17 protein-coding genes and 2 pseudogenes are annotated in these 18,535 nt (G+C 68.9%); 13 read left to right on the forward strand and 6 right to left on the reverse strand.

Going from position 1 to position 18,535, the window contains the following annotated elements:
• Positions 1-577: 577 nt before the first annotated feature.
• Together tsaA and QM714_RS01125 are read right to left on the reverse strand one after the other, a co-directional pair.
• Positions 578-1,069, reverse strand: coding sequence for a tRNA (N6-threonylcarbamoyladenosine(37)-N6)-methyltransferase TrmO (tsaA, locus tag QM714_RS01120; RefSeq protein WP_415096783.1), 492 nt, complete (start codon positions 1,067-1,069; stop codon positions 578-580).
• 22 nt (positions 1,070-1,091) lie between these two features.
• The gene (locus QM714_RS01125; protein ID WP_415096785.1) at positions 1,092-1,985 is read right to left on the reverse strand and encodes a LysR family transcriptional regulator; all 894 of its coding nucleotides are present in this window, start codon (positions 1,983-1,985) and stop codon (positions 1,092-1,094) included.
• A gap of 70 nt (positions 1,986-2,055) precedes the next feature.
• Between QM714_RS01125 and QM714_RS01130 the strand changes: the two genes are divergently transcribed.
• Both QM714_RS01130 and QM714_RS01135 read left to right on the forward strand, forming a co-directional pair.
• Positions 2,056-3,036 carry a YeiH family protein gene (locus QM714_RS01130; RefSeq protein WP_415096787.1) on the forward strand — a complete coding sequence of 327 codons (981 nt, stop codon included), beginning with the start codon at positions 2,056-2,058 and terminating at the stop codon, positions 3,034-3,036.
• 103 nt (positions 3,037-3,139) lie between these two features.
• Positions 3,140-3,313: pseudogene (locus QM714_RS01135) on the forward strand (winged helix-turn-helix domain-containing protein); the annotation flags it as partial.
• A gap of 31 nt (positions 3,314-3,344) precedes the next feature.
• On the opposite strand, the gene QM714_RS01140 reads toward QM714_RS01135, so the two are convergent.
• A complete protein-coding gene (locus QM714_RS01140) occupies positions 3,345-4,511 on the reverse strand; it encodes a potassium channel family protein (protein ID WP_415096789.1) in 1,167 nt (388 codons plus the stop codon).
• Positions 4,512-4,627: 116 nt separating this feature from the next.
• Positions 4,628-5,281 (reverse strand): TetR/AcrR family transcriptional regulator, encoded by a 654-nt coding sequence (locus QM714_RS01145; protein ID WP_415096791.1) that lies wholly within the window; start codon positions 5,279-5,281, stop codon positions 4,628-4,630.
• A gap of 55 nt (positions 5,282-5,336) precedes the next feature.
• Here QM714_RS01145 and QM714_RS01150 point away from each other — a divergent pair, with 55 nt between their 5' ends.
• From QM714_RS01150 to QM714_RS01170, 5 genes are all read left to right on the forward strand, one after another.
• A complete protein-coding gene (locus QM714_RS01150; protein WP_415096793.1) occupies positions 5,337-5,852 on the forward strand; it encodes a cupin domain-containing protein in 516 nt (171 codons plus the stop codon).
• 29 nt (positions 5,853-5,881) lie between these two features.
• Positions 5,882-6,751 carry a DUF1707 SHOCT-like domain-containing protein gene (locus tag QM714_RS01155; RefSeq protein ID WP_415096795.1) on the forward strand — a complete coding sequence of 290 codons (870 nt, stop codon included), beginning with the start codon at positions 5,882-5,884 and terminating at the stop codon, positions 6,749-6,751.
• A 100-nt stretch (positions 6,752-6,851) separates the two neighbouring features.
• Positions 6,852-8,351, forward strand: a complete 1,500-nt coding sequence (locus QM714_RS01160; protein ID WP_415096797.1) for an AlkA N-terminal domain-containing protein — start codon at positions 6,852-6,854, stop codon at positions 8,349-8,351.
• Position 8,352: 1 nt separating this feature from the next.
• Positions 8,353-8,832: a methylated-DNA--[protein]-cysteine S-methyltransferase gene (locus QM714_RS01165; RefSeq protein ID WP_415096799.1), complete on the forward strand. Its 480-nt coding sequence runs from the start codon at positions 8,353-8,355 to the stop codon at positions 8,830-8,832.
• 68 nt (positions 8,833-8,900) lie between these two features.
• The gene (locus tag QM714_RS01170; RefSeq protein ID WP_415096801.1) at positions 8,901-10,436 is read left to right on the forward strand and encodes a hypothetical protein; all 1,536 of its coding nucleotides are present in this window, start codon (positions 8,901-8,903) and stop codon (positions 10,434-10,436) included.
• Between the two features lie 215 nt (positions 10,437-10,651).
• Here QM714_RS01170 and QM714_RS01175 read toward each other — a convergent pair whose 3' ends face one another.
• On the reverse strand, positions 10,652-11,374 hold the full coding sequence (locus tag QM714_RS01175; protein ID WP_415096803.1) for an IclR family transcriptional regulator: 723 nt from the start codon (positions 11,372-11,374) through the stop codon (positions 10,652-10,654).
• Positions 11,375-11,494: 120 nt separating this feature from the next.
• Here QM714_RS01175 and leuC point away from each other — a divergent pair, with 120 nt between their 5' ends.
• The 5 genes and pseudogenes from leuC to QM714_RS01200 all read left to right on the forward strand — a co-directional run bounded on the left by leuC (position 11,495) and on the right by QM714_RS01200 (position 16,252).
• Positions 11,495-12,922, forward strand: coding sequence for a 3-isopropylmalate dehydratase large subunit (leuC, locus tag QM714_RS01180; protein ID WP_415096805.1), 1,428 nt, complete (start codon positions 11,495-11,497; stop codon positions 12,920-12,922).
• 2 nt (positions 12,923-12,924) lie between these two features.
• On the forward strand, positions 12,925-13,524 hold the full coding sequence (gene leuD, locus QM714_RS01185; RefSeq protein ID WP_415096807.1) for a 3-isopropylmalate dehydratase small subunit: 600 nt from the start codon (positions 12,925-12,927) through the stop codon (positions 13,522-13,524).
• A gap of 140 nt (positions 13,525-13,664) precedes the next feature.
• Positions 13,665-14,333: an HU family DNA-binding protein gene (locus QM714_RS01190; protein ID WP_415096809.1), complete on the forward strand. Its 669-nt coding sequence runs from the start codon at positions 13,665-13,667 to the stop codon at positions 14,331-14,333.
• A gap of 125 nt (positions 14,334-14,458) precedes the next feature.
• A complete protein-coding gene (locus QM714_RS01195) occupies positions 14,459-15,253 on the forward strand; it encodes a lysophospholipid acyltransferase family protein (RefSeq protein WP_415096811.1) in 795 nt (264 codons plus the stop codon).
• Positions 15,250-16,252 (forward strand): annotated as a pseudogene (locus tag QM714_RS01200) (NAD(P)H-dependent glycerol-3-phosphate dehydrogenase). The gene QM714_RS01195 and the pseudogene QM714_RS01200 overlap by 4 nt, the downstream one beginning before the upstream one ends.
• Positions 16,253-16,299: 47 nt before the next feature.
• Here QM714_RS01200 and QM714_RS01205 read toward each other — a convergent pair.
• The gene (locus QM714_RS01205) at positions 16,300-17,370 is read right to left on the reverse strand and encodes a trans-sulfuration enzyme family protein (protein ID WP_415096813.1); all 1,071 of its coding nucleotides are present in this window, start codon (positions 17,368-17,370) and stop codon (positions 16,300-16,302) included.
• Positions 17,371-17,395: 25 nt separating this feature from the next.
• Here QM714_RS01205 and QM714_RS01210 point away from each other — a divergent pair, with 25 nt between their 5' ends.
• Entirely contained in the window at positions 17,396-18,532 is a 1,137-nt protein-coding gene (locus tag QM714_RS01210; RefSeq protein ID WP_415096815.1) for a D-alanine--D-alanine ligase family protein, read from the forward strand.
• Positions 18,533-18,535: the final 3 nt, after the last annotated feature.

Below are 18,535 nucleotides of genomic sequence, written 5' to 3' on the forward strand. Positions count from 1 at the left end.
TCGCTTGGCGACTGCGGGAAGACGCCATCCGCATGGCGGGCCGCACCGGGGCCGCGGGACGACCGAGAACTACTCGGCTCGGCCAACAGTAATCAACAGTCAGAACCCGCGCTGGCCTGCGCGTTCGTCAACTTTCAACGAGCATCCACAGCCCATCGATCGAACTCTCAAGGCGGTAGCGCCGGTTCGAATCCGGTCGGGGGTACCAAACACGGACGACCCCTATGACCTGCGGAGACGCAGTTGCGTGGGCACTCAGTTTCGCCGGCTGGGAGAGTCTTCGGAGGGGCTGGGGCCGCGTGGGGGCCGCAAGAAGGTCAACGTCTACTCTCGACTGCGGGGTTCTCGCGGCGTTTGCGGGCTGCTTTCCGGGCGGCGTCCATCGCCGGGCTGACGCGGGTCGAGCATCGGGCGAGCGACCTGAGCCGAGACGAGGGAGTGGGCGAATGATGGGCTGCCCGGTTGGAAGATCGGCTCGGTGGCACCACTTGGTATCCATGCCCCGATGACCTCTCACGGCGAGGTCAGGAACTGAAGCGCTTCTCGATGATCTTGCGTAGGTAGTAGGTCGGATGCTCTACCCGATCTGGAAGTCGCCGGGCTGCGGTGGCGCGATAGGGGTGAACAGATCCCTTGCGGGCTTCAGGTCGAGCAGGGGAGTGGCGTCGAGGCAGTCGAGTCCGCGGACGTAGGCGATGCCGTCCTCGATCCGGTCGAGGGCGGCGATCGACGTCCCGATGGGGTTCGGGCGGACCGGTGAGCGAAGCGAGAAGGTCCCTCGGGTGGTGCCGTCGTTGCGGGGGCTCTGACGGACCAGGTCACGCCGGGACAGGTGGAGCCAGTAGAGGACCTCGACGCGTTCGAACGCCTCGAGTCCGTCGAGCGCGTCGACCCAGGGATCGAAGACCTCGATCCGACACACCGGACCGTCGGTGCGCCCCTGCCGAGGGGTCTCGAGGCGGGAGGTCCACGGGGTCCGGATCGATCCGATGAACACGAGACCCGCGTCCGTCGGGGGTGGTGCCGGGACGGCTACCTCGCCGGAGCGGATCTCGTTCTCACGAACCATGGGTCAAGTGTCCTCGATCGAGCTACGGGCGGCGAGACGCCTCGGCGGCGATGCGCAGCAGTTCCGCCGCTGGCTCGGTCATTCGCTGCTGACGCCGCCAGACGGCGGTCAGCGGGCGCAGCAGGTCGAGCTCGGTGTCGACCTCACGGAGCCGACCGGTCTCGAGCTCACTGCCGACCGACCGAGCGGAGACAACCGCCGGACCCACCCCCGCGACGGCCGCGCCGACCAACGCGGCGGTCGATGTGCCCTCCATCGCGACCTTCGGCTCCCGCCGCAAGGCGACCTCGAAGGTGCTGCGGGTTCCGCTTCCCGGCTCCCGCAGCACCCACCGGGTTCGCTCAAGCTCGGCCCGCCGCACCGGAGTGCCGCGCCTCGCCCATGGATGCCTTGGCGACACCACGACGGCGAGTCGATCACGGCCGACGACGTTGTACGCCACATCGATCGGGAATCCCGCCGACTCGATGAAACCAACGTCCACCGTGCCGGCCTTGACCTCGGCCAGCACCTGCTCGCTGTTCACCACCTTCAGCATCGGGGCGATCTCCGGGTGGCGGGCATGGAGCTCCCCGAGCCATCGCGGTAGGACGTGTTCGGCGATCGTCAGGCTCGCGGCGACGGCCAGGCCTGCCCGACGCTCCGTGCTCAACGCGGCCAGGCTCGCCCCCATGGTGTCAACGGAGTGAAGGACCTCGCGAGCCCATGCCGTGACCGCCGCACCGTCGGTGGTGAGCGTCGACCCTCGCGCCGAGCGATGGAGAATTGCAAGACGCCAACGGGCCTCGAAGTGCCTGATTCGCTTGCTTGCGGCCGGCTGCGTGACGCCCAGCTCAGCGGACGCCCTATTGAGGCTCCCGAGCCGCTCCACCGCGACCAAGAGCCGCAGGGTGTCGAGGTCGATGTCCGGAGTCATAACGCAGAGTAATATCCCATGCTCACTTTGGCGTCTACTGGCAAGGGCCATCCACCCAGATCGTGGGGGCATGACCGCGATCAAGACCGTCACCCCTGACCGCGTCGTGCGCATCGCACCCCCGCTGCTCGCCGCTGTCGTGGCGCTTGCGATCAGCACATGGATACCTCTCCTCGGGCCGCTCCTCATTGCCTTGTTGCTCGGTGCGACGGTCGCCAACATCTCGTTCGTTGCGGACCGCTTGCCTGCAGGGCAGGAGCACGTGGCCAAGCTGATGCTGAGGCTCGGTGTCGTTCTGCTGGGGTTGCGGCTGCCCTTCGGCGACGTCCTGCGGATCGGCCTGCCCGGTCTCGCGATCATCCTCGCCACTGTCTTCGTCACCTACTCGGTCACCAAGACCGTCGGGAAGCGCATGGCGCTCGATCCCAGATTCGTGACGCTCCTTGCTGCCGGCTTCTCGATCTGTGGGGCGGCTGCCATCGCCGCCATCGACGATGCGGTCAGCGCGCGCGAGAAGGACGTGGCGCTGGCCGTTGCCATGGTGACGCTCTTCGGATCCGCGATGATCGCGCTCGTTCCTTGGTTCTCCGGACCTCTCAACCTGACGAACGATCAAGCGGCAGTCTGGGCCGGCGCCAGCATTCATGAGGTCGCCCAGGTCGTGGCTGCGGCATCGCTCCTAGGTGGAGGTGCTCTTGCGGTGGCCACCACCGTGAAGCTCGGGCGAGTGATGCTCCTGGCGCCTGTCTACGCGATCGCGGCGCGTGGTGCCCGGCGTGAAGACGGCACCCGGATGCCGCTCGTGCCGTGGTTCGTGATCGCCTTTGTGGCGGCGGTCGCTCTCCGGTCGACCGGACTCCTCCCCGGCACGGCGCTCGACCTCGCCAGCCAGGCGACGACCCTGCTCCTCGCCGCCGGGATGTTCGGCCTGGGCGTCGGCTTCATGATCAAGGACATGTGGCCGCTCCCATGGGCGGCATTCGGGCTGGCAACCTTCTCGACGCTCGTCGCTGGTGGTGTCTCTCTCGCTCTCGTCCTCACGCTGATCTGATCGGTCCGACACGAGAGGCGCCGCCGGGCCGGCAAGAGCGCGTCAAGCGCCGCTAAGTTCGCGTCAAGATCGCGGGTGGCGGCCGCGATGTCGCCTCGTCCGCCAGACCGACCTCCTCCGCCAGGTGTGGGGACCCGGGTACGACCGCCAGACCAACTACCTCCGCGTTCACCTCGCCAGCATCCGCCGCAAGTTTGAAGCGGACCCCGCCAACCCGACCCTGTTCGTCACCGAGCCCGGCATCGGCTACCGCTTCGCACCGTCGACCAAGATGTAGCTCCTACGGCGGGACCAGGTGGATGCGGGGTTCAGACGCCTTGGGGCGTGACGAGGTCCTCGCCGTCTCCGGGGTGGGGGATGGCCTCGATCTCGCGGGCGGTGAGGGGGTGCAGAGCGCGGAGCGACTCGGCGACCACCACGGCGTCGTCGCCCGCCAGGAGCTCGTAGTCCGGCGGAGGGTTCACCACCGTGACGCTGTTGCGGGCGATGGCCAGCAGCGTGGCGGTGTGGTCGGCGCGCAGCTTGGCGGACAGCTGGTCGACGGTGAGCTCGGTGTAGTCGTCGGGCAGACCGATGCGGTAGAGCTCGGAGCCTTGGCCGCCGGACACGATGTCGGTGACGAGCTCGGAGAGGCCGGAGTAGAGCGAGGTCCGTGCCAACAGGCGGGACGCCATGCGGGAGGTGACCAGCACCTCGTCCACGTCGGCGCGCTTGAAATGGTCGACGTGGGCGGGGTTGTTGACCTCGGCCACGGTGCGCACCTGCGGAGCGATGGACTCGATCGCGAGCACGCACAGGATCGACTTCATGTCGGCCTCGTTGCTGTTGTCCAGCGGGCAGACCACCGCCGACATGGCCTCCTCGATGCCGGCCCGGCGCAGGTCGTCGGCGTTCGTGATGTCGCCGTTGACGAAGTAGACGCCGTGGCCGGCCGGGTTCTTGTCGGAGTCGTGGATGAGGACGACCTTGGCGTCGTACTCGTCCGAGGTGAGCTCCGCGATCAGCTCGCGCGCGGTGGGGTTCCACCCGCAGACGACCACATGGTCGCGATAACCGGCTGCGCCCATCCCTTGTCCCTCCTTGAGCATGAAGTCGATGACGAAGCCCACCAGGGCCCCGGTGACGGCGGCGACGATGGCGACGCCGAAGAGCACGAGCAGCCAGCTGACGACGTACCCGACCGGGGTCGTGACGTACGACGCGTCACCGGCACCCATCACGGTCGTGACGCCCCAGTAGAAGGTGTCCGCGTACTTCCCGCTCAGGTCGCGGGCGCGGTAGTCGGGTGCCTCGGCAAGCGTGACGATCAGTGCGGCGGCGGCGACGACGATCCCCGCCAGCCAACAGAGCAGCCGCACGTAGAAGCCGCTGTCGACGCCCTGCGTGATGCGGCGGAAGTGGAACCCGAAGCGGTAGAACAACGGGACGGAGAGCGGCCTGCGCAGGCGCGCCGTCAAGTGTCGGAACAGCCTCACACTGACACCCCTGTCCTACGCCCCGCGCTCGGATCATCCCACCGAGATGAGAGGAGTCGCCAGAGGTTCCGCCCGATACACCTGTCGCCGACTCGGGCGTCTCGTCGTGGTGGTGCTCAGGCCCTCACTCGGGTCAGCAGGGTGCGGGTCCAGACGTCGCCGACCAGGGCGGCGTACTCCTCCGGCGTGCAGCCGGCGTCGGCGAGCAGGCGGAAGTAGTCGGGGGAGTTCATCGACCAGATCACGCGCGCGACCTCGTCGTCGCCAAGGTCGTCGCGCAGGTCCCCGGTCGAGCGGAGGTCCGCCGCGAAGAGTCGCATGTTCGCCAGTCGCCGCTGGGATAGGGAGTGGTACGTCGCCGCGCACGCTGGATCCTTCGCCCCGGCAGCGCGAAGCGCCTCCATCAGCGGCACCGTGCGGGGCAGCCGCTCGGCCATGGCGGCTGCATAGCGGCGGATCATCTCGGCACCGGTGGTCGCGGCATGGACGTGTTGCACGTAGTCCCGCTGCTGCGCGGGCACCGGCTGCGGGGCGGCAGCCAGCTCCATGTCGTGCACGGCGAGCAGTAACTGTGCCTTGCGGCCGACGGTCGCGTAGACAGTGTCGATCGACGTGCCCGCGTGTTCGGCGATGTCGGCGACCGACGTCTGGTCGTAGCCGCGAGCGAGGAACAGCTCCCGCGCCGCATCGAGGATCCGTTGCCGGGTCTGTGCCGCCGCTGCCTTGCGGCGACTTCCGTCGTAGGCACGGGTCTTGACCTGTCGGGGCATGGTCCCTAGTCTACATTTCATCAGAAGCATCTTCGGATGAAATATGGGTGTCGTGATGAGTGAAGCGGTCAGCGAGGAAGGGACCCGCCGCGCGGTGATGCGGGCGGTCGGGAGCGGGCGTGGCACCTGGGCGATGCAGTCGCTCTTCGAGCACCTCGTCGAGGCGCACGAAACCGCCGATGACCTCGGTGTCGCGATGGTGACCCAGCCACCCGGCGTCGCGACCCCGCTGCACCGCCACACCAAGGAGGCCGAGGCGTTCTTCATGCTCGCCGGCGTGATGGACTATCGCGCCGGCGACGAGATGTTCCACCTCGAGCCCGGTTGCTTCATGTATCTGCCCCCGGCCCTGCCCCACGCCTTCCGCATCCGTGGCGACGACCCGGCGCGGTTCTTGGCACTGACGGTGCCAGGCGGCCTGCTCAACTTGTACGACGAGGTGGGTCTGCCGGCAACCGAGCTCCGCCTCCCTGGTGCCGACGCAGTGTCACCGGAGGTGGAGATTCCGAAGTGGGTCGAGGTCGGACCGCGCTACGGACTCGAAGTGGTCGGCCCGCCGATTCCGGAGTGACAACGCAGGCCAGCCTCTAGTCTTCCCCTGTGATCGACCCGCAGAAGAAGGCCAAGAACGCGGACCGGGACGCCGCCATCGAAGTCGTCGAAGCGGCCTACGCCGACGGCCAGATCACCCAGCCGGACTACGAGTTGCGGGTCGACCGGCTGCTGCGGGCCGTCACCGTGGGCGAAGTGCAGATGCTGGTCGCCGACCTGCGCCGCGATCCCGAGGAGAAGGTCACCGACGTCGTCGAAGCCGTCACCGGTGAGACGACGACGCCACCTCCACCGCCGCCGTACGGGAAGGCGTCGTCGGCGCGGAAGTCGTCACCGAACCCCGCTGCGGCCGCGCGCCCGCGGTCCAGGCTGTGGGCGGTGATCGGTGGTCTCGTCGTTCTGGTCTTCGTCGTGGTCACCGTCGCCCTTCCGGTCTTGCGGGCCACCCGTGGCCGCGATGGTGTCGCCAAGGGCCCGATGGGGCTGGGCCCCCAGGTCAGTCTGCTGACCCCTGAGGGCTACGACATCTTCCTCGATGCGTTGGAGGAGAAGACCGGCTCTCGGGAGGCGTTCTCGCTCGTTGTCTACCCCGGGTACGCCGTCGTCGACGTTCCCGTAGACCGCACCTCACAGCGGAAGCACAGTTGGTATTTCGACGGCGACTGGAGTGACTTCGGCGGCTCGGGAACCTCCCACGACGAGCGGTTCGCCGCCGACCAGATCGACGGCACCATCCTGGCCGACGGAGTGAGGCGAGCGAAGGCGGGTGTCGAGGACCCGACCACGTGGTACGCCGTCCTGCGTGCGCCGGATCCGAACGGCGACAATGAGTGTCTCGTGGCCATTGCGACCAATGAGTTTTCCGAGAGCAAGTTCGTGTCTCTCCGCTGCGACGGCTCGGTGATCAAGCGGCCGTGATCGGTGGTCGACCAATGAAGCTGAGGCCGGCGAGAGCAAGGCCGACCGCCGTGTCTGTTTCCCGCTAGTTTCAGTCGGTGGGGTCCGGCAGGATGAAGCCGTGGCCACCACCATGGAGCGACTCGACCGAGAGTCCTGCTACCGCGCCGTGAAGTCGCGGGACAGGCGTTTCGACGGTGTGTTCTACACCGCCGTACACACCACGGGGATCTACTGCCGACCCTCATGTCCCGCGCGGACTCCGGCGCAGCACAACGTCAGCTTCTTCCCGACCGCTGCAGCCGCTCAGACGGCCGGCTTTCGTGCCTGCAGGCGCTGTCTGCCCGACGCCACGCCCGGCAGCCCGGACTGGGACGTCGCCGCCGATGTCGCCGGCCGTGCGATGCGGCTGATCGCCGACGGCGTCGTGGACCGCGACGGCGTGGACGGCCTCGCCCGAGCGATCGGCTACACCCCGCGGCACCTGACCCGCCTGTTGAGCCAGGAGCTCGGCGCCGGTCCACTCGCGTTGGCCCGAGCCCGCCGCGCACAGACGGCGCGGGTGTTGATCGAGACCACCGACATGGGCTTCACCGACATCGCCTTCGCGGCCGGCTTCGCCAGCGTCCGCCAGTTCAACGACACCGTGCGCGAGGTGTACGCCGCCACGCCGACCGAGCTGCGCGGGCGCGGCGGTCGTCGCGGCCACCACGGAGAGCTCGTCATGCGCCTAGCTCTGCGGACGCCGTTCGCCGGAAGAGCCCTCTGGGGCTTCCTCGCACCCCGCGCGGTTCCAGGCATCGAGGAGGTGGGCGAGCAGTGGTACGCCCGCACCCTCGACCTGCCCCACGGACCCGGCACCGTCCGCATCGAGCTGCACGACGACGACCGGGTCGGCGAGGTCGCGTTGGTGCCGGCGACGTTCCGTCTCGCCGATCTGCGAGACACCGCAGCCGCCGTGGAACGCGTCCGGCGCCTGCTGGATGCCGACTGCGACCCGATCGCGGTCGACGATGCTCTCGGTGACGACCCGATCCTTCGGGTCGACTGCCGCCGCCACCCGGGGCTTCGGGTGCCCGGTCACGTGGACGGACCCGAGATCGCGGTGCGAGCGATCCTCGGCCAACAGGTCAGTGTCGCGGGTGCCCGCACCATCGTGGCGCGACTCGTGGCCACCCACGGCCGACCCCTGCCTGAACCGGTTGGCGGCCTCACCCATCTCTTCCCGGCACCGGGTCGACTCGCCGAGCTCGACCCGACCGATCTGCCGATGCCGCGTGCTCGGGGTCGGGCGCTCATCGCGCTGGCGTCCGCGCTGACCAACGGTGAGCTCGCGCTCGACCGGGGCGCAGATCGGTCGATGGTGCGGAGCCAACTGCTCGCGGTCCCCGGCATCGGTCCTTGGACGGCCGACTACATCGCCCTGAGAGCGCTAGGCGACCCCGATGTCTTCTTGCCGACCGATCTCGGTCTCAAGACCGCGCTGCGTCGACTCGGTCACGACCCTGACGGCGCCGCCACTCTCAGCGAGCGCTGGCGCCCCTGGCGCTCCTATGCCCAGCTGCATCTGTGGCAGACCCTGTCTGCCCCAGAGGACCTGTCCGACCCGGAGGAGAAGTGACATGTGGACCGTGATCGGCTCACCCGTCGGCGATCTGCGGATCGTCGAGCACCATGGCGCGGTCAGCGCGATCGAGTTCTCGCCGTTCCGCGAGACCGACGGCCGACCTCGTGGGCAGCAAGACGACGATCACCCGGTGTTGGTGGAGGCCACCGCGCAGCTGAGGTCCTACTTCGCTCGCGAGCGGCGTGACTTCGATCTGCCCCTGGCGCCGGTCGGCACCGAGTTCCAGCAGCGGGTCTGGAAGGAGCTGATCCGCATCCCCTACGGCGAGACGACCAGCTATGGCGAGCTGGCCCGCCGTCTCGGGCTGACCAACGCCGCCTCCCGCGCGGTGGGCCACGCCAATGGCCAGAACCCCATCCCGATCGTGATCCCGTGCCATCGGGTGATCGGTGCGGACGGCACCCTGACCGGCTATGCCGGCGGCATCGAACGCAAGCAGACGTTGCTGGAGGTCGAGCAGGACGCGCTCTTCTGATCAGGAGGTGTGACCAGCTCGTCTAGCCCAGACGGGATGCTCAGCCACCCGTGCGGCAGGCTGGCAGGGTGGCAAGCACGGGGGAGGCGGCGTCAACGCGGGCTGGAGGGCTGATCGCGCCCGTGCTTGCCGGTTTCACCGCACTGGCCATCTATCTGCTGCAGGGCTTCGAGGCCGGCCTCTCGCGTGATCCAGCCGTCTTCTTGTACGGCGGCGAGCACGCGGCCCGCGGCATCCCGCCGTACGTCGCGATCTTCAACTCCGTCGGCCCGCTGAGCGACGGCGTGCCGGCGATGATCATCTGGGTGGGGGACCGGTTCGGCGCCGACCCGGTGCTCGCCGTCAGGATCTCCTTCGCCGTCATCTCCGCGGCGTGTGGCGCGCTCGTCTTCGCGCTGGCGCGCGCGGCGCTGCGCTCGACGGCTGCCGGAGTGGTGGCGTTCGGGGTGTTCCTCACGTTCGGCACGTTCACGGCCCTGGCTACGGGAGGACCGCGCGAGAAGACCGCGATGGTGGCTTTCCTGGTCGCCGCCCTCCTCTGCGTCCTGGGGAGGCGTTGGTGGTGGGCGGGTTGCTTCACCGCCTTGACAACGCTGATCTGGCAGCCCGCTTTGGCGCCGGCCGCGGTGGCTGCTGTCGTTGGGATCCTGCTCACCGAGCGGGCGCGGCTCCGCGCGGCAGGCCGCTACCTGCTGGGTGGGCTGGTCCCCAGCGCCGTCGTGGTCGCCTACTTCGCCGCTCAAGGCGCATTGGCGGAGGCGGTCAGCGGCTTCATCGTCTTCAACGTGCGCGATGCCCAGCAGCCCTCGATGTTCGACGACGGATCGCGGATCTGGCAGATGATGTGGCGCGGCTACCACGCCTCGTTGATCGTCGCACTCGCCGGGCTGCTCACCTTGTTCGTGCGCGGCTTCCTCGCTGCTCGCCGTCGGGGCTCCAACCTCGAGAGCCCCCAGGCAACCGCTCGCCGGGTCGGCCTGGTCGTCTGCTCGGCCGCCGGCGCCGGGGCCGTCGGGTGGACCGTCCTCGTCGTCAACGGTGCGCCCGACCTCTTCGTGGTGCTGCCGTTCGCAGCCCTGGGCGCGGCCGCGTTGGTGCAGGTGGTCACCGATCGCCTGAGTCGTCGGCTCCGGGTGATCGTGAGCGCAGTCGTGTGTGTTGCCGGGATCGCCACCGGGACGGCGTACTCTCTCGGGCTGCACGACCACGACCTCGACCACCTCGACGATCAGCGCGTCGAGGTCGCCGCACTGATCGGCGCACTGCCGCCGGGGGCGACCGTGCTGTCCGTCAACGCGCCCCAGGTGCTGGTCCTCTCGGGTCGTGACAACCCCACGCCCTATCAGATCTTCAGCCGCTCGATGCACGACCACCTCGACCGCACCTACCCCGGTGGCCTGGCCGGCTATGAGCATGCCGTCGCGGACCTGGCACCGACCGCCATCGCGGTGGGGACACAGTTCGACGACGCGGTAGTCGACGAGCTGATCCATCGCGACTATGTATCGGTCGACGTCACCCCCTACTGGACCTGGTACGTCCGCCGTGACGTGGGCGAGGATGCCTTGGCCCGGATCGCCGAGGCCGTCAACCCGGAGAACTAGTGCCTTGTCGCGGCCAAAGGGCGGGAGAGGGCGGCGTCCAGGCGCGTGCATCGCAAGGCGCCGGAGCGAAGCCTACCGCTGTTGTCTTGCGAGCGACGGCAACGCGGCGAGGTGCGTGCCTGGGGGTCGCGGTAGACCGTGAATTGGTTGCGACAGGGCACTAGGGCAACACCATCGGTCGCTCGGGCGACCAGGTCCTACGACGTCCGGCGGGGCTATTCGGCGGCGGCGCGACGCAGGGACTCCGAGAGGCGCTCGGCGGCGGCCAGCACGGCAGGTGCGTGCATCCGACCGGGTTGCCGGGAGAGCCGCTCGAGCGGACCGGAGACGGAGACTGCGGCGATCACCTTGCCGCCGGGTGACCGCACGGGGGCAGAGACCGAGGCGACGCCCTGCTCGCGCTCGCCGATGCTCTGCGCCCAGCCCCGACGGCGGATGCCCGACAGGGCGGCTGCGGAGAAGGCGGCGTTCTGCAGGCCGCGGTGCATCCGCTCCGGGTCCTCCCAGGCGAGCAGCACCTGGGCGGCGGAGCCGGCCCGCATGGTCAGCTGCGAGCCGACCGGAATGGTGTCGCGCAGACCGGAAGGACGCTCGGCCGCGGCCACGCACACCCGGTGGTCGCCCTGGCGACGCCACAGCTGGGAGGACTCCCCGGTGATATCGCGCAGGCGCGCCAGCACGGGCCCGGCGGTGGCCAACAGGCGATCCTCACCGGCCGCGGCTGAGAGCTCGGCCAATCGGGGGCCGAGCACGAAGCGGCCCTGCATGTCGCGCGCGACCAGGCGGTGATGTTCCAGCGCGACCGCCAGCCGATGGGCGGTGGGTCGGGCCAGGCCGGTGCCTGCCACCAGCCCCGCGAGCGTCGCCGGGCCAGCCTCGAGTGCCGAGAGAACGAGGGCAGCCTTGTCGAGGACGCCGACACCGCTGGAGTTGTCCATATGGCAATACTGCCGTCTCAGATCATGGGATGCAAGTTACACTCGACTGTGGGCCGTGGGCGGCGCCCACGAGGCACGCTCACCAAGGCGGCTCATCAGGCAGCAGCTGAGGAGGACGGCATGGGAAAGACCCTGGCCGAGAAGGTATGGGACGAACACATCGTCCGCACGGCACCGGGTGAGCCGGACCTTCTCTACATCGACCTCCACCTCATCCACGAGGTGACCTCGCCACAAGCCTTCGACGGCCTCCGGCTGTCAGGCCGTCAGGTGCGCCGGCCCGATCTGACCCTGGCCACCGAGGACCACAACGTCCCGACCGTCGACTGGGACCGCCCGATCGCCGACCCGGTGAGCCGCACCCAGGTGGAGACGCTGCGCAAGAACGCCGCGGAGTTCGGGGTGCGCCTGCACCCGCTGGGTGACGTCGAGCAGGGCATCGTCCACGTGGTCGGGCCACAACTGGGCCTGACTCAGCCGGGCATGACCATCGTGTGCGGCGACTCCCACACCTCCACGCACGGCGCCTTCGGCGCCCTCGCCTTCGGCATCGGCACCTCCGAGGTGGAGCACGTCCTGGCCACTCAGACACTGCCCCAGGCACGACCGAAGACGATGGCAGTGACCGTCAACGGCAGCCTGCCCCGCGGCGTGACCGCCAAGGACCTGGTGCTGACCCTGATCGCCCACACCGGCACCGGCGGTGGGCAGGGGTACGTCGTGGAGTATCGCGGCCAGGCGATCGAGGAGCTCTCCATGGAGGGCCGGATGACCGTGTGCAACATGTCGATCGAGTGGGGCGCCAAGGCGGGTCTGATCGCGCCCGACCAGACGACCTTCGACTACATCGCCGGCAAGCCGGCGGCACCCCAGGGCGCGGACTGGGACGCGGCCGTCGGGCACTGGAAGAGCTTGGCCACCGACGCCGATGCGACCTTCGACGCCGAGATCGTGCTCGACGCCTCGACGATGACGCCGTTCGTGACCTGGGGGACCAACCCCGGTCAGGGCGTGCCGTTGGGTGCGAGCGTCCCCGAGCCGGCCAGTTTCGAGGAGGAGTCCGACCAGATCGCCGCGGAGAAGGCCCTCCACTACATGGGCCTGTCCGCCGGCACCCCGATGCGCGATATCAAGGTCGACACGGTCTTCGTCGGCTCATGCACCAACGGTCGGATCGAGGATCTCCGGCTGGCGGCCTCGATCCTCGAGGGTCGACACGTCGCCGACGACACTCGGTTGCTGGTCGTGCCGGGCTCGGTGCGCGTGCGGATGCAGGCCGAGGCCGAGGGCCTCGACCAGGTCTTCACGGCTGCCGGTGCCGAGTGGCGAGGCGCCGGTTGCTCCATGTGCCTGGGCATGAACCCCGACCAGCTCACGCCAGGAGAGCGCAGCGCCTCGACATCAAACCGCAACTTCGAGGGCCGCCAGGGCAAGGGCGGCCGCACCCACCTGGTCTCGGTCCCCGTGGCCGCGGCCACGGCCGTGCGCGGCACCTTGTCGTCGCCCGCCGACCTCGAGCCCGCCGACCTCGAGCCCGTAGGAGTCTGAGCATGGAGCCGTTCACCACTCACACCGGTGTTGGTGTCCCGCTGCGACGCAGCAACGTCGACACCGACCAGATCATCCCCGCGGTCTATCTCAAGCGGGTGACCCGCACCGGCTTCGAGGACGGACTGTTCGCAGCGTGGCGCAACGATCCGGAGTTCGTCTTGAACAAGCCGGAGTACGCCGCCGGCTCGGTGCTCGTCGCAGGCCCCGACTTCGGCACCGGCTCGTCGCGTGAGCATGCCGTGTGGGCCCTGCAGAACTATGGCTTCCGGGTGGTGATCTCGCCCCGCTTCGCCGACATCTTCCGCGGCAACTCCGGCAAGGCCGGCCTGCTCGCCGCCCAGGTCGACGAGAAGGTCGTGCAGCGACTCTGGGAGATCGTGGAGTCCGCGCCAGGCAGCACGATCACCGTCGACCTCGAGTCGCGCACCGTGCGCGCGGGAGAGGGCGAGTTCGCCCTCGAGGACTCCTTCGACATCGATGACTACACCCGCTGGCGGCTGCTCGAAGGCCTCGACGACATCGGCATCACGCTCTCCCATGAGGACGAGATCGCGGCCTTCGAGAGCCACCGACCGTCGTACAAACCCGCTACGTTGTGACGAAGACGCCCGCAAATCCCTTGTTTTTCCCTTGTTCTCTTGCGGCGTGTGACTTCCAAGGTGGCGATGGGGTTGTCTAGCGTCTAGTCCTGACCCGTCGGGCACAGGCCCGACGACCACGTTCATCGGAAGGAAACCTCGTGAACAAGTCACAGTTCATCGATTCGCTCGCCGGGCGATTCGAAGGAAACCGCAAGGCGGCGGCACACGCGCTGGACGCCGTGCTCGACACGATCACCCGCGAGGTGGCCAAGGGCGAGAAGGTCGCGATCACCGGATTCGGGTCGTTTGAGAAGCGCATCCGTGAGTCCCGCATGGTGCGCAACCCGCAGACTGGCGCCAGGATCAGGGCGAAGAAGAAGGCGGTGCCGAAGTTCACTCCGGGCGCTGACCTGAAGAACGTCATCTCTGGAGCCAAGAAGCTGCCGAAGCTGGTCACCCCCAAGCCCGCCGCCAAGAAGGCTGCTCCGGCCAAGGCCGCCGCGACCAAGGCTGCTCCGGCCAAGAAGGCCACCACCACCAAGAAGGCCGCACCGGCCAAGGCCACCGCGAAGAAGGCCACGACCAAGAAGGCTGCTCCGGCCAAGGCTGCTGCGAAGAAGACCACGACAGCCAAGAAGGCGCCGGCGAAGAAGGCCACGACCAAGAAGGCTGCTCCGGCCAAGGCTGCTGCGAAGAAGACCACGACAGCCAAGAAGGCCCCTGCCAAGAAGACCGCGGCAAAGAAGGCACCGGCGAAGAAGGCACCGGCGAAGAAGGCACCGGCCAAGAAGACCGCCGCCAAGAAGACCGCGGCGAAGAAGGCCTAGCCGACTCGCACGCCGCTGAGGCCACCGTCCCCCGCGGACGGTGGCCTCGTGCGTTGGTGGAACCGAGCGCGAGGACGGGACCGGTAGCCTGCTCCCGTCCGGCATCGACGTCGTAGGAGGGTGAGGTGACGGTTCGCAAACTGTCGCAGAAGCGGGGCTGGGCCTGGAACATTGCCGTGCCCACCCTCAAGCCGCCGCTGCTGGCGGTGGCGTCACGGACCTGGGTCGACGGCACCAAGATCCCGGCGACCGGTGGCTGCGTCGTGGTGTGCAACCACGTCTCGCACATCGACCCCCTGCTCATGGCGCACTTCGTCTACGACCACGGCCGCATCCCGCGCTACCTCGCCAAGGCCGGCGTGTTCAAGAACAAGGCACTGGGCGGCTTCCTGCGAGCCGCCGGCCAGATCCCCGTCGAGCGGCTGAGCGCCAACGCTGCTGGCGCGTTCGACGCTGCTGTGGCCGCGGTGAGGGCGGGTGAGTGCGTCGTCGTCTATCCCGAGGGCACCCTCACCCGAGACCCTGAGCTGTGGCCGATGACCGGCAAGTCCGGGGCCGCGCGGATCGCGTTGGAGACCGGCTGTCCGGTGATCCCGGTCGGACAGTGGGGGGCACAGGAGATCTTGCGGCCCTATGCGAAGAAGCCGCAACTGGTGCCGCGCAAGCACATCACCATGAAGGCTGGCGACCCGGTCGACCTCAGCGACCTGATCGCCGAACAGCCGCGCACGGCGGCCGTGGTCAACCGGGCCACCGCGCGGATCATGGATGCCATCACTGCCCTCGTCGCTGACATCAGAGGCGAGGAGCCTCCGGCCGAGCGCTTCGACCCGCGCCGAGCCGGTGTCTCGCAGACGGGCAACCCGCACAAGACGGGCAACCCCCAGAACGATGGGACCAAGAAGGGACGGTCGGCATGACCAAGGTGGCGGTGTTCGGCGCAGGCTCGTGGGGGACGGCCTTCTCCATCGTGCTCGCCGACGGTGGCAACGAGGTCACCATCTGGGGCCGCCGACCCGAGGTGTGCGAGTCCATCAACGAGCGGGCGGAGAATCCTGACTACCTCCCAGGTGTCGAGCTTCCCGTCTGCCATCACGGCCACCCACGACTCCGAGCAGGCCGTTGCGGACGCGGAGGTCGTCGTGCTTGCGGTGCCGTCGCAGACCCTGCGCGGAAACCTGGTCGAGTGGGCGCCGGTGCTGCCCTCCGACGCCGTCCTCGTCTCGTTGATGAAGGGCGTCGAGCTGGGCACGCTGAAGCGGATGAGCGAGGTCATCGCCGAGGTGACCGGTGCCGGTCCCGAGCGGATCGCCGTGGTCAGCGGACCCAACCTGTCCCGCGAGATCGCCAGACGCGAGCCGGCCGCCTCCGTCGTCGCGTGTGCGGACGAGGAGGTCGCCAGGCACCTGCAAGGTGTCGTGCATTCTCCGGCGTTCCGGCCCTACAGCTCGGTCGACGTCGTCGGTTGCGAGCTGGGTGGCGCCTACAAGAACGTCGTTGCGCTGGCCGTCGGGATGGCGGTCGGACTCGGGTACGGCGACAACTCCACCGCCTCGGTCATCACCCGCGGTCTCGCCGAGACCGCGCGGCTGGCCACCAAACTCGGTGCGAATCCGCTGACGCTGATGGGGTTGGCGGGCCTCGGCGACCTGGTCGCCACCTGCTCGTCACCGCTCTCGCGCAACCGGACCTTCGGTGAGCATCTCGGCCAGGGGATGACCACCGAGGAGATCTACGCCTCTACCCGCCAGGTCGCCGAGGGCGCCAAGTCCAGCTCCTCGCTGCTCGCCCTCGCCCGAAAGCACGGCATCGACGCCCCCATCGCCGAGGCCGTGGACGCCGTCATCGCCGGGAAGCTCACCGCCCCGGACCTGATCGACGCGATGCTGTCTCGCGACACCAAGGCAGAGACCGACTGACCAGCCCCCTACTGGCGGGATCTCTGACTCACTCCTCTTCGTCGTTGTCAGAGCTGGTCGAGCGCCTGGGAGAGGTCGGCCCAGAGGTCTTCGACGTCCTCGATGCCCACGCTCATCCGGACCAGTCCTTCGGGGATGGTGGCGGGCTCGACCGCCCAGCGCCGGCGGCGCTCGAAGGTCGACTCGACGCCGCCGAGGGAGGTCGCATGCACCCATAGGTGGGTGGCATGCGTGAGCGGGTCCCCGGCGAGGGCACCGCCCGACAGCACGATCGAGATGATTCCGCCGAAGCCGGGGTAGCGGACCTCCTCGATCGCGCGGTGACCGGTCAGTCGGCGGACCAGCTCCTGAGCGTTGGTCTGGGCGCGCTCGACGCGCAGATGCAGCGTGCGCAGACCACGCAGCGCCAGCCAGGCCTCCATGGAGCCCGGGATGCCACCGATCAGGTCACGGCGGCCCTTGACTGCGGCGTACACCTCCTCGTCGCGAGTCAGCACAGCGCCCATCAGCACGTCGCTGTGACCGGCGAGGTACTTCGTCGCCGAGTGCACCACCAGGTCGGCGCCGAGGTCGAGCGGTCGTTGCAGCAGCGGGGTGGCGAAGGTGTTGTCCACGACCACCCGTGCGCCGGCTTCGTGGGCGCCGGCGATGATCGCCGGCAGATCGGCAATCTCGAGGGCGGGATTGGTGGGCGACTCCAACCAGACCAGCGCCGCGTCCTCGGCAGCCGCGACGACGGCCGCGGTGTCGGTGACGTCCACCAGGACGGCATTGCCGCGCCTGCGCGCCTCCAGGTCACCAAGCTGCCCGATCACGCCGTTGTAGGAGTGCCGTGGTGCGACCACCGTGTTGCCCTGGCCGACCAGGTCGAGCACGGCGGCACAGGCCGCCAGCCCGGAGGCGAAGGTCAGGCAGCGGCCGCCCTCGAGGGCACCGAGGGCGTCTTCGAAGGCGACCCAGGTGGGGTTGGTGTAGCGGCCGTACTCCCGGTCGCCACCAGCGACGTAGGTCGACGCCATCACGATCGGCTCGTTGAGCGGAGCATCGGGCGACATCTCGGGTCGACCGACGGTCACAGCGACGGTGGCAGGGGACAGCGAGGCGGCGTGGGCGGGCATGCTGCCCAGGGTAGGGTCGGCGGCGATGAGCGACGAACACCGGCCAGCAGGCGACCGCAAGCCACGGGTCGCAGTCGTTTTCGGGGGCCGGTCAGGGGAGCACGCGATCTCCTGTGTGACTGCCGGGAGCGTGCTGGCGGCCATCGACCGGAGCAGGTACGACGTCGTCCCGATCGGCATCGCCACCGACGGTCGGTGGGTGTTGGAGTCCGCCGACACCGACCGACTGCGCATCGAGAGCGCCGACCGGCTCCCGCACGTCGACGGCGATCGGGCAGCCATCTCCCTGTCCCGCGATGTCCACGGCACCGACCTGGTGGTGTCGGAGCCCGCGCAGCCGCCGCGGACGCTGGGTGAGGTCGATGTGGTGTTCCCGCTGCTGCACGGCCCGTGGGGTGAGGACGGCACCATCCAGGGGATGTTCGAGATGGCCGGGGTGCGCTATGTGGGTGCGGGCGTGCTCGCCTCGGCCGTCAGCATGGACAAGGCGTTCATGAAGGTGGTGCTCGCGGCGGCGGGGCTTCCGGTGATGCCGTCGGTGACCATCACCGAGCGTGCCTGGCGGACCGACCCAGAGGGCTGCCGGGCACGCATCGAGGCGCTCGGCTTCCCACTCTTCGCCAAGCCCGCGCGCGCCGGCTCCAGCCTCGGCATCTCCAAGATCCACGACGCCAGCGAGGTCGCGTCGGCGATCCACGAGGCCCGGCAACACGATCCCAAGGTGCTCATCGAAGTGGCGGCGGTCGGCGCGCGGGAGGTCGAGTGCGGTGTGCTGCAGGCCTTCGACGGCCCACCGGAGACCAGTGTGCCCGCAGAGATCCGGATCGGCGGCGACCACGAGTTCTACGACTTCGCCGCCAAGTATCTCCCCGAGGAGCACACCGAGCTCGACGTCCCCGCCGATCTCGACGCCGAGTCGACGGCGCGCATGCAGGAGCTCGCCGCCCGAGCCTTCGAGGCCGTCGACTGCGAAGGACTGGCCAGGGTGGACTTCTTCGTGATGCCCGACGGCGACTTGGTGATCAACGAGATCAACACCATGCCCGGCTTCACCCCGACCTCGATGTTCCCCCGGATGTGGGCGGCCACGGGCTTGGACTATCCCAGTCTGGTCGATCGGCTGATCCGGCTCGCGCTCGCTCGCGGCACCGGGTTGCGCTGACGC

The sequence above is a fragment of the Nocardioides sp. genome (assembly GCF_047602075.1).
Taxonomy (GTDB): domain Bacteria; phylum Actinomycetota; class Actinomycetes; order Propionibacteriales; family Nocardioidaceae; genus Nocardioides.

Bases quoted from the DNA above. Each gene is read 5' to 3' on its own strand.
- tsaA (WP_415096783.1), bottom strand. From the start codon at position 1,069: ATGGTTCGTGAGAACGAGATCCGCTCCGGCGAGGTAGCCGTCCCGGCA.
- QM714_RS01125 (WP_415096785.1), bottom strand. From the start codon at position 1,985: ATGACTCCGGACATCGACCTCGACACCCTGCGGCTCTTGGTCGCGGTG.
- QM714_RS01130 (WP_415096787.1), top strand. From the start codon at position 2,056: ATGACCGCGATCAAGACCGTCACCCCTGACCGCGTCGTGCGCATCGCA.
- QM714_RS01145 (WP_415096791.1), bottom strand. From the start codon at position 5,281: ATGCCCCGACAGGTCAAGACCCGTGCCTACGACGGAAGTCGCCGCAAG.
- QM714_RS01150 (WP_415096793.1), top strand. From the start codon at position 5,337: ATGAGTGAAGCGGTCAGCGAGGAAGGGACCCGCCGCGCGGTGATGCGG.
- QM714_RS01165 (WP_415096799.1), top strand. From the start codon at position 8,353: ATGTGGACCGTGATCGGCTCACCCGTCGGCGATCTGCGGATCGTCGAG.
- QM714_RS01175 (WP_415096803.1), bottom strand. From the start codon at position 11,374: ATGGACAACTCCAGCGGTGTCGGCGTCCTCGACAAGGCTGCCCTCGTT.
- leuC (WP_415096805.1), top strand. From the start codon at position 11,495: ATGGGAAAGACCCTGGCCGAGAAGGTATGGGACGAACACATCGTCCGC.
- leuD (WP_415096807.1), top strand. From the start codon at position 12,925: ATGGAGCCGTTCACCACTCACACCGGTGTTGGTGTCCCGCTGCGACGC.
- QM714_RS01205 (WP_415096813.1), bottom strand. From the start codon at position 17,370: ATGCCCGCCCACGCCGCCTCGCTGTCCCCTGCCACCGTCGCTGTGACC.
- QM714_RS01210 (WP_415096815.1), top strand. From the start codon at position 17,396: ATGAGCGACGAACACCGGCCAGCAGGCGACCGCAAGCCACGGGTCGCA.